The sequence below is a fragment of the Pseudomonas sp. X10 genome, from assembly GCF_054889225.1.
The window spans coordinates 1,336,529-1,351,310 of the sequence record NZ_CM142677.1 but is presented as its reverse complement, the minus strand read 5'-3'; the positions used below and the strand labels follow the sequence as shown (position 1 = coordinate 1,351,310).

14 protein-coding genes and 1 pseudogene are annotated in these 14,782 nt (G+C 64.9%); 7 read left to right on the top strand and 8 right to left on the bottom strand.

Annotation, left to right across the window (positions count from 1 at the left end):
- Positions 1-44: 44 nt before the first annotated feature.
- A complete protein-coding gene (locus ACYU03_RS06300) occupies positions 45-2,282 on the bottom strand; it encodes a beta-agarase (protein WP_461888950.1) in 2,238 nt (745 codons plus the stop codon).
- A gap of 82 nt (positions 2,283-2,364) precedes the next feature.
- Positions 2,365-4,509 carry an ATP-dependent DNA helicase DinG gene (gene dinG, locus ACYU03_RS06295; protein WP_461888948.1) on the bottom strand — a complete coding sequence of 715 codons (2,145 nt, stop codon included), beginning with the start codon at positions 4,507-4,509 and terminating at the stop codon, positions 2,365-2,367.
- 98 nt (positions 4,510-4,607) lie between these two features.
- On the opposite strand from dinG, the gene ACYU03_RS06290 reads away from it, so the two are divergent.
- Positions 4,608-5,072 (top strand): CopD family protein, encoded by a 465-nt coding sequence (locus ACYU03_RS06290; RefSeq protein WP_461888946.1) that lies wholly within the window; start codon positions 4,608-4,610, stop codon positions 5,070-5,072.
- Between the two features lie 144 nt (positions 5,073-5,216).
- On the opposite strand, the gene ACYU03_RS06285 is transcribed toward ACYU03_RS06290, so the two are convergent.
- From ACYU03_RS06285 to ACYU03_RS06270, 4 genes and pseudogenes are all read right to left on the bottom strand, one after another.
- Positions 5,217-5,975 carry a collagen-like triple helix repeat-containing protein gene (locus ACYU03_RS06285; RefSeq protein ID WP_461888945.1) on the bottom strand — a complete coding sequence of 253 codons (759 nt, stop codon included), beginning with the start codon at positions 5,973-5,975 and terminating at the stop codon, positions 5,217-5,219.
- Complete coding sequence (locus ACYU03_RS06280) at positions 5,968-6,243, bottom strand: DUF1145 domain-containing protein (protein ID WP_461888943.1); 276 nt, start codon at positions 6,241-6,243, stop codon at positions 5,968-5,970. Before ACYU03_RS06280 ends, ACYU03_RS06285 begins: the two co-directional genes overlap by 8 nt.
- A gap of 65 nt (positions 6,244-6,308) precedes the next feature.
- Positions 6,309-7,026 (bottom strand): annotated as a pseudogene (locus ACYU03_RS06275) (OmpA family protein).
- An 88-nt stretch (positions 7,027-7,114) separates the two neighbouring features.
- On the bottom strand, positions 7,115-7,807 hold the full coding sequence (locus tag ACYU03_RS06270) for an OmpA family protein (protein ID WP_461888941.1): 693 nt from the start codon (positions 7,805-7,807) through the stop codon (positions 7,115-7,117).
- A 162-nt stretch (positions 7,808-7,969) separates the two neighbouring features.
- Between ACYU03_RS06270 and ACYU03_RS06265 the strand changes: the two genes are divergently transcribed.
- The 6 genes from ACYU03_RS06265 to ACYU03_RS06240 all read left to right on the top strand — a co-directional run bounded on the left by ACYU03_RS06265 (position 7,970) and on the right by ACYU03_RS06240 (position 13,707).
- Entirely contained in the window at positions 7,970-8,464 is a 495-nt protein-coding gene (locus ACYU03_RS06265) for a DUF6231 family protein (protein WP_461888939.1), read from the top strand.
- Between the two features lie 4 nt (positions 8,465-8,468).
- On the top strand, positions 8,469-8,945 hold the full coding sequence (locus tag ACYU03_RS06260) for a YchJ family protein (RefSeq protein WP_461888937.1): 477 nt from the start codon (positions 8,469-8,471) through the stop codon (positions 8,943-8,945).
- Positions 8,946-8,947: 2 nt separating this feature from the next.
- Positions 8,948-9,424: an LEA/WHy family protein gene (locus ACYU03_RS06255; protein ID WP_461888935.1), complete on the top strand. Its 477-nt coding sequence runs from the start codon at positions 8,948-8,950 to the stop codon at positions 9,422-9,424.
- Between the two features lie 6 nt (positions 9,425-9,430).
- Positions 9,431-9,628, top strand: coding sequence for an SEC-C metal-binding domain-containing protein (locus ACYU03_RS06250; RefSeq protein ID WP_461888933.1), 198 nt, complete (start codon positions 9,431-9,433; stop codon positions 9,626-9,628).
- Positions 9,629-9,909: 281 nt separating this feature from the next.
- A complete protein-coding gene (locus tag ACYU03_RS06245) occupies positions 9,910-12,351 on the top strand; it encodes a penicillin acylase family protein (RefSeq protein ID WP_461888931.1) in 2,442 nt (813 codons plus the stop codon).
- 240 nt (positions 12,352-12,591) lie between these two features.
- Positions 12,592-13,707 carry a succinylglutamate desuccinylase/aspartoacylase family protein gene (locus tag ACYU03_RS06240; RefSeq protein ID WP_461888929.1) on the top strand — a complete coding sequence of 372 codons (1,116 nt, stop codon included), beginning with the start codon at positions 12,592-12,594 and terminating at the stop codon, positions 13,705-13,707.
- Positions 13,708-13,734: 27 nt separating this feature from the next.
- Here ACYU03_RS06240 and ACYU03_RS06235 read toward each other — a convergent pair whose 3' ends face one another.
- Together ACYU03_RS06235 and dcd are read right to left on the bottom strand one after the other, a co-directional pair.
- Positions 13,735-13,965, bottom strand: a complete 231-nt coding sequence (locus tag ACYU03_RS06235; RefSeq protein WP_461888927.1) for a hypothetical protein — start codon at positions 13,963-13,965, stop codon at positions 13,735-13,737.
- Positions 13,966-14,064: 99 nt separating this feature from the next.
- The gene (dcd, locus tag ACYU03_RS06230) at positions 14,065-14,631 is read right to left on the bottom strand and encodes a dCTP deaminase (protein ID WP_012313046.1); all 567 of its coding nucleotides are present in this window, start codon (positions 14,629-14,631) and stop codon (positions 14,065-14,067) included.
- Positions 14,632-14,782: the final 151 nt, after the last annotated feature.

Here is a 14,782-nt window from a genome sequence, read left to right as displayed (position 1 = left end):
GAAATCTCGATGCTCCGCGTAAATCCGAGTCAGGGCCTCACGCTTCAAGGCCTTGGTTGCTCCAGGCCCTTGCGCAGTTGCTCGAGGGCTTGCAGGTTGCTCCGGCGCACCGCGTCGACAAACCCCGGATAAGGCAGATCGGTGATTGCCACCAGGCCCAGGTGCCCGTTCTCGCCATCGAGCAGACGCCCGCTGGCCGGCTGGTCGAGGTACTGGAACCAGTGCACGCCGACGATCATCGGCTGGGCCAAGGCCGCCTTGACGAAGTTGCCGTAGGCCGGCCCACGGTCTTCTTCACGGGCCACCTCCAGCGGCCCCGGCCAGAACGGGCCACGGTCCCGGGAACCGAACTGGAACTCGGAGACCAGTACCGGCTTGTCCAGCGCCGCCAACTGCTCGAAGTCATAGCCGTCTTCAGGCTTGAGGGTGTAGAAGTTGAAGCTCAGCACATCGCAGTACTCGGCGCAGGCCTTGACCGCTTCCGGCGTGCTCACGGCATAGCGGCCACCGAGCAGCAGATGGTTGGGCGCATGCCACCTCAGCGAGTCGGAAATGGTCTTGAAGTAGGTTTCGGCAAACACCTGCTGGAAATGCTGCAAGTCCTTCTCGATCTCCGGATACTCAGGGTTCGGCAGCGGTGCCTCGAAACCGGGGTCTTCCATCAGTTCCCAAGCCTGCAGGTCGATGCCCCAGGCCTTGGACAAGCCATCCTGGTTACGGTACTTGTCGCGTAGCTGTTTGAGGAAGGCACGCTTGGCCGGCACATCGGTGGTCAAGCGCAGGGTGCCATAGGCCAAGGCATAACGCGCCTTGGGGTCATCGCCCGGGGCTGCCCAGGCCAGCTCGTTGTCGGCGAAGTAACCGATCAACCAAGGATCGTTGCGGTGGTCCCGGGCCGCGATGGCCACCGCACGTTCGGTGGCCATGGCGAATCGCGGATCGAATGGGTCGGGCATGCGCCCCCACCAATCCTGGCCTGTACTGATGCTGGCGTAGTCACCCACGATCGACAACGGCAGGGTGTAGGGCATGCGCGTGGCCTGGCCCAGAGCCGGCTCGCTCCAATTGCCCAAGGTATTGAAGCCCCATGCTTGCAGACGGTCGAGAGCCTGTGCCTGCCAACGTGGCGCATCGAACACAGCGGCGGGGCAATCGCTCGGAGGCTGCCCTTGTGCTACCGGCTCACACGGCGTGCCATGGGTGCGTGCGAGGTTGGCGGCATAGAAGTCGAACCAGCGCCCCTGGTTGAAGTTGCGGCCACGCGTAGAAGCATTGCCATCGTTGTTATTACCCTCGCCATAGAAGGCCGCCAGCGCCTCGCCCTCGGCCGGTAGGCTCTGGAACATGCTCTCGCGACCCGCGACGTAGGTACGACCGCCATCGGCGGCCACGGCATTGACTCCCAGGGAATAGAACGGATGCCCGTCAGGCGTCACCAGGAACCAGCGTCCATCGCGTTTCTCAGTGCGGAAGAAGCCCTTGGCCTCGAACGCCGGACCGGCCAGCAAACCGCCGAAGCGGTCCTGCCGCAGCTTGTCGCGCCCGGCGAGCCAGCCCTTCAACTGCTGCTGTTCCCGCCTGGCGGCGGCCTTGAGCTGTGCGTCGTTGACGATCTTCTCCGGCCAGCGGCCACGACTGAACTGGCCATAGCTGTCGATCAGGCCTGCGTAGGCCGCCTTGAGCGCGTTGTCATCGTCCTGGATCCCGACCCGCTCGATCAGCAGGCTCTGGGCCATCTTGGGTTGGGGGATCGACAGGCTGATCGACGTAACTTGCTTGAGGTCCAGTTCCCCAACGCTGCTGCTCAGCAACAGGCGCTGGCCTTCGTAAGTCCAAGGCATGGGCGGGCCAGCACGCATGCCCTGGGTCAGCGACGAACTGGCCTTGAGCGGCACCAGCACGGTTTGCGCCGGCCCCGCGGGCAGGTCGACCCGGCTGGTCAGGGAGCGGCCGTCACTGCTCTGCACCGTGACATCCACGGTCAGCGCCCAAGCCATGGCGCTTTGCAGGCGCAAGGTCAGGGCCTGGGCCTCGGACCAGTCCCAGGCTCCGCTCTGGGGGCTCAGGCGCAGGGTTGGCCGTTGCACCGGACTGAACACCACTCGCCGCAAGACCTCGCCGTCGGCCGTCTGCTCCGCGTTGTACTGCGGCAGGCTGGCTCCTTCGGTCACTACGTTGACCACCGAGGCCGGGCGCACGAAGCTGAACAGCGTCTGTTGCCCTGCCAGCAAAGGCGCACTGAACAACAAGATAAGTACGGCGGGCAGGGTACGGCGAATCATAGGGCAGGTGCTCTCCTTCAAGGCCCTTGTGGGCCAGGGAACTGAGTGAATAGACAACACGCCGGAGCATTGCGCTCCGGCGTCAGGAAATTTCCCGGCGGAACGGCGGCAGCGCGTTGAGGATGGCCTTGCCGTAGCGCTGGGTGACCACACGCCGGTCCAGCAGGGTGATGGTGCCGCGATCCTGCTCGGTACGCAGCAGACGCCCGCAAGCCTGGATCAGGCGCAACGAGGCATCGGGCACGGCGATCTCCATGAACGGATTGCCGCCACGGGCCTCGATCCACTCGGCCAGGGCCGCTTCGACCGGGTCGTCCGGCACAGCGAAGGGGATCTTGGCAATGACCACGTGCTCGCAGTAGGCGCCGGGCAGGTCGACCCCTTCGGCGAAACTGGCCAGGCCGAACAACACGCTGGACTGGCCGTCGTCGACGCGCGCCTTGTGCTTGTTCAGGGTCTCCTGCTTGGACAGGTTGCCCTGGATGAACACCTGCTTGCGCCAGTCGCGGTCCAGGCCATCGAACACGTCCTGCATCTGTTTGCGCGAGGAAAATAGCACCAGCGACCCCCGCGAGCCTTCCACCAGCTCCGGCAGATCGCGGATGATCGCTGCGGTGTGCGCCGCTGCATCGCGAGGGTCGGCGCGCAGGTCGGGAACCCGCAGCACACCAGCATCGGTATGGTGGAAAGGGCTAGGCACAACGGCGGTGACCGCATCGCGGGGCAGGCCGGAACGCATGCGGAAGCGGTCGAACTTGCCCAGCGCAGTCAGGGTGGCCGAGGTCACCAGGGCGCCATGGGCGACATTCCACAGGCTGCGGCGCAACATCTCGGCCGCGAGTATAGGGCTGGCATTGACCTCGATGTCGAACAGCGCGCCGCTTTCGGCCAGGGTCAGCCAGCGCGCCATGGGCGGGCAGTCTTGCGGATCTTCGGCGGTGAAGGCGGTCCACAGCTCCCAGTTGCCCTGGGCACGGGTCACCAAGGTGCCGAACAGCGGGTACCACTCCTCGGCTTGATGGCTGGCGATGCCGATGTTGACCTCGCCGTCCATGCCTTCCTTGAGCAGGTCGGCCAGGCGGGTGAACAGGTCGTTGAGACGGGCGAAGCCCTTCTTCAGCTCGATGCCGACCTCGCGGATCTGCTCCGGCACCACGCCGCCCTCGAAGCGGTAGCGTGGACGCTCGCGGCCTTCCATGTCCTCGCCGGGACGGAAGTCCGCCACCTGTTCACACAGGGTGAACATGAACTGCTGCTGGGTGCGGATCTCCCGCGCCAGCTCCGGCACCTGCTCAATCAGCTTGCCCAGGTCGCCCGGCAGCGGGTGCTGGGCCAGCAGCTTGGTCAGGTTCTTGGCGGTCTGCTCCAGCCAGTCGGCGGTGGAGCGCAGGCGCGAATAATGGGCGAAATGGCCGATGGCCTTGTCCGGCAGGTGATGGCCTTCATCGAAGACATAGATGGTGTCGCGCGGGTCGGGCAACACCGCGCCGCCGCCCAGGGCCAGGTCGGCCAGGACCATGTCGTGGTTGGTGACGATCACATCGACCTTGCCCATGCCTTCGCGCGCCTTGTAGAAGACGCACTGCTGGAAGTTCGGGCAATGCCGGCCGGTGCACTGGCTGTGATCGGTGGTCAGGCGCGCCCAGTCCTGGTCCTCCAGGGCCTCGGGCCAACTGTCGCGGTCACCGTCCCAGCGGTTACCGGCCAGCTTCTCGATCATGCTGGTGAACAGCTTCTGGCTGGCCTCGTCGACCTCGATACGAAAGCCCTCGTCCTCGAACAGCTGGGCAGTGGCCGATTGGGCGTGGCCTTCCTGCAGAAGCAGGTCGAGCTTGGACAGGCACAGGTAGCGGCCACGCCCCTTGGCCAGGGCGAAGCTGAAGTTCAGGCCACTGTTGCGCATCAGGTCGGGCAGGTCCTTGAAGACAATCTGCTCTTGCAGGGCCACCGTCGCGGTAGCGATCACCAGACGCTTGCCAGCGGCCTTGGCGGCGGGGATCGAGGCCAAGCTGTAGGCGACCGTCTTGCCGGTACCGGTGCCGGCCTCCACCGCGACCACTGCGGGCTCGCCCGCGCGACGGCCCTCGTCATCGCAGGCGATGTCACCGAGAACTTTGGCGACTTCGGCGATCATCAGGCGCTGGCCATAACGGGGCTTGAGGCTCTTGGCTTCGAGAAAACGCGTGTAGGCGCCCTGGATAGTGGTCTTGAGTTCGTTGCTGATCATGGTCTGGGGGCGCCCGGAGGGCTGGATAAATTTTCAGTGTTTCGCATGGGGCGGCTATCATACCCCGCTCTTGCCCTTTACGCCGCATGGAGATCCTGATGACCGCCTTCGCCCTCCCCTACACCCTGCATGTCCTGGCCGCCCTGGTGTGGGTCGGCGGCATGTTCTTCGCCTGGCTGGTTCTGCGTCCGGCGGCGGTTGCAGCGCTTGAAGGGCCGGCTCGATTGCGCCTCTGGGTGGAAGTGTTTCAGCGTTTTTTCGTATGGGTCTGGGTGGCTATCGCGATCCTGGCGATCAGCGGCATCGGCATGCTGCATATGCGCTTCAGCGGCTTCGAAACAGCGCCGCGCTACATCCAGGTGATGATCGGCGGCGCCATTGCCATGTTCGCCTTGTTCATGCGCATCCAGGCCCTGCTGCTGCCTGAACTACGCAATGCGGTGAAGGCCGAGGATTGGGCGACCGGCGCCGGCGTACTGGGACGTATCCGGCGGATGGTGGGGATCAACCTGCTGCTGGGGATAGCGGTGGTAGCGCTGGCCAGCTCGCGGTTGCCGTTCTGAACCCTCTGCGCGGACTGGGCTGGCCCCTTCACGGGCAAGTCCGCTGCTACAGGCACAGGGGTCGGCCATGGACATTGAGCGACCCTGTGGGAGCTTGCCAGCGAATGCGTTCGTTCAGTCCCACCTGATCGCCAGGCAGGCCATTCACAAACGCTGCAAGATCAGCTCCCCCGCCGTCCCAGCCAGGCCTGGCTGCCCCGCTTGCCCGGGCCGGCCATTGGCGCCGGCCTCGGTACGATAGACTAGGCATCCTTTGCTCGCCCCACCCGTACCTGGCTTGCCAGCGGCGCCAGGTTCGCCCGGCGGACCACCATCTACACGAACCTGGATGCGTTCGACCGGGAAATCCTCCGGCACCGCCAAACTGACCCGGCCACCTGCCGCGCCGTCATGGCCATTGCCGCCGTCATCACCATTGGCGCCCCGGCTGGCCCGGCCCCAGGTGCACCCACCGGCCTGGCCATTGGCACCGTCGAGCCCCACGTAGCCCGGCGCGCCCGCGCCACCACGGGCGTCGATAAACAACTGGCTGGCCTCCAGCCCTTGCAGCTTCAAATCGAGGTTACGCCCGGGACGGGCTGGCCGCTCATAGCTTCCCGGAGCGCCACGGGCGGTGATCTGACTGCCTTCGGCCAATTCAGCATGCCGGGCTTCGACCAGCAAGGTGCTGTCGGACGGGGCGATGGCAATGCGAGCCTCACGCCCCAATTGCAGGTGATCGACTGTCAGTTCGGTGAGCGTGGCCGGCAACAACAAGGTCGCCGAGTCCGCAACTTGCAAGCGCTCCAGGTGAAGACTGGCGGCCTTGCCTGGCAGGCGCAGCAAGGAATGAGCGGCCACTTCCAGACTCTCGGCCTGCGCCAATGGGCTGAGCAGGGCCGCCAGCAGCATCAGCTTACGCATGGTGCGCCTCCCTCAGCGGCTTGGGGATGGACATGACATGAAAGATGCCGGTCAGGAGGATCTGCAGGCGGTCGAACCAACGATGGCTGCGCCCGCGCAGGCAGCCGTTGAAAAACAGCACTTCCAGCAAGTGCAAGCCCAGCAGGGCGATGCCCGCGGCGCTGATCAACAGATTGAACGGGCTGTACTGGGGAATCAGCAGATTCACCAGCACTACCCACCAAAAAACCACTGTCAGGGCCTTGCCCAGCCCCAGTATGAACTTCATACCCGCCCCCGCTGTTTTTGTGCTGCCAGCGCGGTCCGCTGGCAGCAGTAACGCCTTGCCCTGGCTCAGTTCAGGTGCAGCTCTACCCGCCGGTTCTGGGCACGTCCGCCGTCCGTGTCATTGTCGGCGACCGGCTCGTGTTCGCCTCGCCCCTGGCTTGTCACCTTGGACGGTGCCAGGCCCTGGCTGATCAGGTACTCGGCGACACTATTGGCACGCCGCTCGGACAAGCCTTGGTTGTAGCTGTCCGAACCCACACTGTCGGTATGACCGATGACCTTGACACTGAGCACGGCTAGGGTCGTTCAGCTTGCTCATCAGGCCTTGCAACTGCTGCTGGGCGTGCGTCGTCAATTGCGCCGAGTCGAAGGCGAACAGCACCTGGCCTTGGTCGCTGAGAGTGATCACCTCAGGGAGCGGCTCCTCGGCCTTGGCTGTCGACGGCGGGTACTGGGGCAACGGGCAACCAGTATGGCTGACGGGCGTGTTGGCCGGCGTATCGGGGCAACGATCACGGCGGTCGAAGACGCCATCGCTGTCTTCGTCACCGTCCTGGGCGTAGCAGATCAAGCCACCGGCAATGGCGCCGGCGACACCTCCGCCCGCTGCCCAAGCCGAGCTTTCGATAGCCCCCAGGCCACCTCCGACCAAGCCGCCAAGCAGGCTACAGATCGGCCAGGTCCGTTGGTTAAGTGGCGCGCTGCCGTCACTGTGGGTGGCGCAACCAGACAACAGGCCTGTGGCCACCAGCATCGCAAGTGCCGCCTTCGACAAAACATGCATAGGAAATGCTCCTGTGTCACCGGCCGTTGCCGGTACACAGGAGTAAAGACGGGCCCGCGCCACTTCTCAAGGCCCGGGCACCGGGTCGTCAACGCTGGATCTTGATTTCGGTGCGACGGTTCATGGCACGGCCTTCGGCAGTGGCGTTGTCCGCTTCCGGCTGGGTTTCACCCGCGCCGACCACCGAGACGAAGCTATTGCGTGGCACGCCACTGCTGACCAGGTAGTCGGTCACCGATTGGGCGCGGCGCTCCGAAAGCTTCTGGTTGTAGCTGTCAGAGCCGACACTGTCGGTGTGCCCAGTCACGCTCAGGCGAGCGCTCGGCGCTTCGTTTTTCAAGCGGGTGGCGATGGTGTCCAGGCGCTCTTTGTCGGCAGCGGTCAGGCGCGCGGAGTCGAATTCGAAGTGCACATCACGAATGACGATGACCTCCTCCTGCTCGACCACCACTTCCTCGACCACGGCCACCGGCTCAGGTGGACAGCCATTGGCATCGACCTGGACACCGCGTGGCGTGCCCGGGCACTGGTCGCGGCTGTCCGGCACGCCGTCGCCATCCTCGTCGCCATCGCCATGAGCCCAGCAGTAGCCCGCCGCCAGGCCTCCGCCCAGCAGCGCGCCCCAGCCAGCCCAGCTGGAACTCTCGATGGCACCCAGGGCGGCGCCGCCAACACCCCCGACGGCAGCACACTTCGGCCAGTCGGTTTTTTGCAAACCTGCACAACCAGTCAATACGCCGGTGAGCAGAACCAGAGGTATCGCTGTGCGTACTATGCTCATTTTTGTTGCCTCTCCTAGGGGGGAATCGGTGCAATACCGATGCTCTGGGAGTAAAGACCGCGCATTCCATCTCTGCCAGCAATAAGCCAGGATGCCGCCCCGTGCCCCTATGCCAGGCCGCCTGGGCCCGCTAGTCTTGGACAACCTGAGTGAGGACTGGCAATGACCGACGTTTTTTCCCAACGTACCCCCCAGCAGGCCCTAGCGGCCCTGCTCGATCGCTTCACGCCCCAGCGCCTGCTGCTGGTCGGCTCCCGTTTCCCGGCCCTGGACGCTTTTGCCCAGGCTCACCCACAAGTCAGCATCGAGGTAACGGCGCCCGGCCCACTCCCACAGGAGCTGGCTGCCCAGCGCTTCGACCTGGCCCTGCTGGTCGATTGCCTGGAACACCTGCCCAAGCGCACCGGACTGGAACTGCTGGGTGGCATCCGCAATCTCAACGCCAACCGCGTCGCAGTGCTGGCCGACTTGCCGGCCTGCGGCTGGCAGGACACTGACTTCTTTGCCCTGGCCCTCTCGGCGAGCGAGAAGTTCCAGCGCGAGGAGCAGGTCCTGAGCCTGTTCACCTATGATCTACATGACTATAAGCAGGTCCCGGACTGGCTCAACGCCAAGTTCTGGGCCAACCCGGAAAACTTTGGCAAGTACTGGTGGTGACTTCATGAGTGTCTCGGTCTGCCCTTGTGGCAGCGGCAACCTGCTCGATGCCTGTTGCGGGCATTATCACTCCGGCACCCCAGCGCCTGATGCCCAGGCGCTGATGCGCTCGCGCTACAGCGCCTATGTGCTGGGCCTGGTGGATTACCTGGTGCAGACCACCCTGCCGGCCCAGCAGGCAAGCCTGGACCGGGCCGCCATGGCCGCCTGGAGCGCGCAGAGCACCTGGCTGGGCCTGGAGGTAGAAAGCGCCGAGGTGCTCGGCGGCCAGCCCGAGCATGCATTCGTCACCTTCACCGCCCGCTGGCACGATCTGGAGGGCGACCATCAGCACCGCGAGCGTTCGGCCTTCGTCCAGCATGATGGACGCTGGTACTTCATCGATCCAACCGTAGGACTCAAAGCCGGACGCAACGACCCCTGCCCTTGCGCCAGCGGCCAGAAATTCAAGAAATGCTGCGCCAGCTACCTGGGTAACTGACGATGATGAACAAGGCCCGCCAGCTTGCTCTCAGCCTCACGCTGATGCTGCTGGCAGGCTGTGCCGGCTGGGGCGGCGATACCTGGCGCGACCCCGAGGTGCATCTGGTCAGGGTCGAGACGGTCAAAGCGCGCCTGCACCAGCAGGAGTTCGTTCTGCACCTGCGCGTCGACAACCCTAACGACAGCCGCCTGTTCATCCGCAACGTTGCCTATTCGGTGCGGCTGAACGACCTGCGACTGGTCGAGGACGAGGCCAGCCTCTGGCGCAGCGTCGGCGCTCATGAGCGGCGCACCTTCAAGATCACCGCGCGGACCAATCTGTGGAGGCAGCTCAAACCCCTGGCCAGGCTGCTCAAAAGTGGACAGCCGTTGCGCTATCACTTGCAGGGCGAGTTGCGCAGCGGATTAATCTTCCATCGCGACCTGCACTTGTCGCGCAGTGGTGAGATAATTCCCGGCGATCTTTTACCGGAGTAACCTGCAATGACCCAACAACCCCATGTCCATGGCCCCGACTGCAACCACGATCATGACCATCATCATGACCACGGCCATGTGCACGGCCCACACTGTAACCACGGGCACCAGGAGCCGGTGCGCAACGCCCTGAAGGACGTCGGCCGCAACGATCCGTGCCCGTGCGGCAGCACCAAGAAGTTCAAGAAGTGCCACGGGGCCTGATCCAGGCCTTTCGGTACCGCGTTGCGGGAGTCACTGTCTTGGTGAGGGCACCGGCTTCGCCAAGCCTGGCTCCCACCTCGGGCCAAGCCCGCTCCCGCACCTACTGGCTGCGCAGTCCCTCGTGACAAGGCTGCCCCACGCGTTCGGCCTGCGCGGATATCCAGCATCCGACCGCTGAGCGGGCTCGCGTAAATAAAGGTTTGCGGCGACTTGCATGGCGCCAGCGCGCTCACTAACGTAGCGCCTTTTACGATCACGCCCAGCCTTGCAGGAGCCTTGTCATGGCCGCGCCCGCCTTTCCTTCCTTTCGTCCCCGGTTCGGCGTCGCCGCCGCGATGCTCGGCCTGCTAGGCCTTGGCGGCTGCCAGGTGGGCGGTTACCAGGACAGCGTTCCCCCCTCTACTGGCGTGCAACCGCTCAAGGGCCTGGCGCAGAACGTCTCGGTGCGGCGCAATGCCATGGGCATGCCGCTGATCGAGAGCAGCAGCTTCCATGACGCCTTGTTCAGCCTGGGCTATGTGCATGCCAGCGACCGTATCGAGCAGATGGTCGGCATGCGCCTGCTGGCACAGGGCCGCATGGCCGAGCTGGCCGGCCCCGAGGCGCTGGATGTCGATCGGCTGATGCGTGCGGCCAACCTCAAGCAGAGCGCCAACCAGCTGTATGCCGATGCCTCGCCACGCCTCAAGCGCTTCTTCGAGGTCTATGCCCGAGGCGTCAACGCCTACCTGTTCCGCTACCGTGACAAGCTGCCGGGCGACCTGGCACGCAGCGGCTACCGCCCCGAATACTGGAAGCCCGAGGACTCGGTGCTGATCTTCAGCCTCTACGCCTTCAGCCAGTCGGTGAACCTGCAGGAAGAGATCGCGGCCCTGACCCTGGCGCAGAAAACCGGCAGCGACAAGCTCGCCTGGCTGCTGCCGGGTGCTCCGGATGAGCCGCTGGCCGATGCCGAGTTGGAGAAGCTCAAGGGCCTCGATCTGTCCCGCCAATTGCCAGGTCTGGCACCACTGGCGGCAGTCAGCCAACAGCTGGCCGAGCTCAACCTGCTGGGTGCCCCGGGCTCGGCGAACTGGGCCCTGTCACCCCAGCGCAGCCGCAGCGGCAAGAGCCTGCTGGCCAGCGACAGCCGCGCTGCCTGGGCGATGAGCCCGGTGCAGGTCCACACCAGCAAGTACCAGGTGGCCGGCCTGTCGCTACCTGGTCTGCCCATCGTGCTCGCCGGTTTCAACGGCAAGGTAGCCTGGAGCAGCAGTGCCGTGATGGCCGACAACCAGGACCTGTACCTGGAACAACTACGCCGCCAGGGCAGCCAACTGGCGTACCTGGCCGATGGCAAGTGGCAGCCAGCGCGCGCGCGCAATGAAACCTTCTTCGTCCGCGGCCAGCGGCCACAGCGTGAAGTGATGTACGAGACCCGCCACGGCACCTTGCTCGGCCAGCCTGACAACGCGAGCCTGGGCCTGGCCCTGCACCTGCCACAACTCAAGGACGACAAGAGCCTGGACGCGCTGTTCGACCTCACCCGCGCCCAGACGGTGGAGCGCGCCTTCGACGTTACCCGGGAGATTGGCGCGGCGGAGTTGAACTTCGTGTTCGCCGACGCCGCGCATATCGGCTGGCAAGTCAGCGGCCGTTATCCCAACCGTCGCGAAGGCCAGGGGCTGCTGCCCTCGCCGGGCTGGGACGGGCGCTACGACTGGGATGGCTATGCCGACCCTATGCTCCACCCCTACGACCAGGACCCGCCAGCCGGCTGGCTTGGCCACGCCAACCAGCGCAGCCTGCCGCGCGGCTATGGCATGCAGCTGTCCAACACCTGGTACTACCCGGAGCGCGCCGAACGCCTGGCACAGCTGGCAGGCAATGGCCGCCACGACAGTCGCAGCCTGATAGCCATGCAGAATGACCAGACCACCTTGCTAGCCGACAAACTGAAGCAGATGTTCGAAGCACCCGGCATGGCCCAGCCACTCAAGCAAGCAATCGATGCCCTGCCTGCAGCCCAGCGCGACAAGGCCCGCGAGGCCTATACCCGCCTGATGGCGTTCGACGGCCGCCTCAGCCCAGTGTCGGCCGATGCCGCGCTATACGAACTGTTCCTCCAGGAAGTCGCCCGCCAGACCTTTCTCGACGAGCTCGGCCCCGAGTCCGGTCCGGCCTGGCAAGCCTTCGTCAGCAATGCCCGGCTCTCCTACTCAGCCCAGGCCGACCACCTGATCGGCCGCGAGGACAGTCCGTTCTGGGATGACCGCAACACGCCGCAAAAGGAAGACAAGCCCGCCATCCTTGCCCGCAGCCTCGCCGCGGCCGTGGATGCAGGTGTCTCCCAACTGGGTAGCGACCGCCGTGCCTGGCAATGGGGCAAACTGCACCAATACCGCTGGCCGGCGCCGACCTTCCATGGCCTGGGCGACGCCGTGAACCACGCGCCCACGGCTGCTGGCGGCGACTTCAGCACCCTGGCCCTGAGTCCCTACGCCTGGGGCAACAGCTTCGACACCAGCCTGCCCCCTTCGGCGCGCCTGGTGGTGGACTTCGGCCAGGTCGAGCCATTACAGGTGCTGACCAGCAGCGGACAATCCGGCAACCCGGCCAGCCAGCACTTCAGCGATGGGCTGGATGCCTGGTTCAAGGGCCGCTTCATGAGCCTACCGCTGCAACCGCAGAATTTCGGACGGGCCTATGGAAACCAACGGCTGACCCTGGTGCCTGGGAAGTAACCCTCACGCAGACAGCACCGTCGAAACTCCACCCGGCCGTAATGGCCGGCGTGCCTGCATTGGGGCTGCTACGCATCGGTACAGCCCATGTAGGAGCAGCTTCATGTCGAGATAGGGAGCGCAATGGCCCCAAACCAGCCGAGCGGCTGAACCGCCCAAGGGCTGCGCAACGGGAAAAGTTATGCTTGTATCATCATGGCCGTTGCCACTGACCGACTTGCACCGCTGATCAGGATTGCCATGCATCATTCGACCCACGACCTTCTCACGCCCGTCCCTGGCGTCGCCCGCCAGATCCATAGCTTCCACTTCGGCCCACGGGGTGGCGGCAAGGTGTACATCCAAGCGTCCCTGCACGCCGACGAACTGCCTGGCATGCTGGTCGCCTGGCACCTTAAGCAGCGCCTGGCCGAACTGGAAAACCAAGGCCGCCTGCAGCGCGAAGTCATTCTGGTGCCGATCGCCAACCCTGTGGGCCTGGAGCAAGTGCTGCTGGACGCCCCCCTAGGACGTTTCGAATTGCAGAGCGGCGAGAACTTCAACCGTAATTTCGTCGACCTTAGCGACAATATCGGCGACCAGATCGAAGACCACCTGAGCCAGGACCCAACCCACAATGTCGCGCTGATCCGAGAGTGCCTGCGCCGCGCCCTGGACGCCCACCCGGCGCACACGCCACTGCAATCCCAGCGCCTGACCCTGCAGCGCCTGGCCTGCGATGCCGACCTGGTATTGGACCTGCACTGCGATTTCGAGGCAGTGGAACACCTTTACACCACCCCGGAAGCCTGGCCACAGGTCGAGCCGCTCGCCCGCTACCTGGGGGTGCAGGCTAGCCTGCTGGCCACCGATTCCGGCGGGCAATCCTTCGACGAATGCTTCACCCTAGTCTGGTGGCAGTTGCAGCAGCGTTTCGGCAAGCGCTTCCCGATCCCGCAGGGCAGCTTCTCGGTGACGGTGGAATTGCGCGGCCAGGGCGATGTGAGCCATGCGCTGGCCCGCCAGGATTGCGAAGCGATCCTCAACTACCTGACCCACCGCGGCGTGATCGAAGGCCGCGCGCCCAGCTTGCCGGCGCTACCCTACCCCGCTACGCCCCTGGCCGGAGTCGAGCCAGTGGCGGCGCCGCTCGGTGGACTGCTGGTGTTCCACGCCACGCCAGGCCAATACCTGGAAGCCGGCCAACTGATTGCCGAAGTCATCGATCCGCTGAGCGACCGGGTAACGGCCGTGCGCAACACCCAGGCCGGGCTGCTGTACGCCCGCACCTTACGGCGCATGGCCACAGCGGGCATGGTCATTGCCCATGTCGCTGGCGAACAGGCCTGCCGCAGCGGCTATCTGCTGGCGCCCTGAGGAGCGCTCCCGGGCCATCGACCCAGGTCAGACCACGGGTGCAGGCGGCGGCTCGTCGGGAAGGGTCGGCTCACCGGGCTCCATAGGCGGCGTATCGTCAGGCTCTGGCGGTTGCGGGGTATCCGGGTCAGGCTGGTGGGGCACGCCCCCGGCCTGCACCGACGCCTGCGGGTGCGCCAGCAGAGACCACGCCAGCAGCCCAATCTGGTTGGGCTGCAGCACGGCCAGCTTGGCGCTGATTGCGGGATCGAGTTTCATTGGCTGCTCCTGGGCGAGGCCCGGCGCACGTCATGTGCGCCAGGGCTGTTCATCTCGTTGGAGTGCCTTGCGCCGGAGGAATTCCCGCGCTTCGTCGCCTCAGGTGCGCGGCAAGGTCACACCGCGCTGGCCCTGGTACTTGCCACCACGATCCTTGTAGGACACTTCGCACTCTTCGTCAGATTCTAGAAAGAGCATCTGCGCCACGCCTTCGTTGGCGTAGATCTTCGCCGGCAGCGTTGTGGTGTTGGAGAACTCCAGGGTCACGTGGCCTTCCCACTCGGGCTCGAGCGGAGTCACGTTGACGATGATGCCGCAACGGGCGTAGGTGCTCTTGCCTAGGCAGATGGTCAACACGTTGCGCGGAATACGGAAGTACTCGACCGTACGGGCCAGGGCGAAGGAGTTGGGCGGAATGATGCAGACATCGCTCTTGACGTCGACGAAGCTGCCGGCATCGAAGTTCTTCGGGTCGACGGTAGCCGAATTGATGTTGGTGAACACCTTGAATTCATCGGCGCAGCGCACGTCGTAGCCGTAGCTGGAAACACCGAAGGAAATGACACGGCTGTCATGCTCACCGCGCACCTGGCGCTCGACGAACGGTTCGATCATGCCGTGCTCCTGCGCCATGCGGCGAATCCACTTGTCCGATTTGATGCTCATGGCGGGGTCCTGATATAGCGAGATGAAAAAACAATGGCGCATCTTACCGGGCTCGGCCCCGGCTTCAAAGGTCCATCCTGCATTCAGCGTGCGATCCCGTGCCCGACGGCCCTGCAAATGGCCAGGTCACCGTCAGTCCGATTTTCAGCAA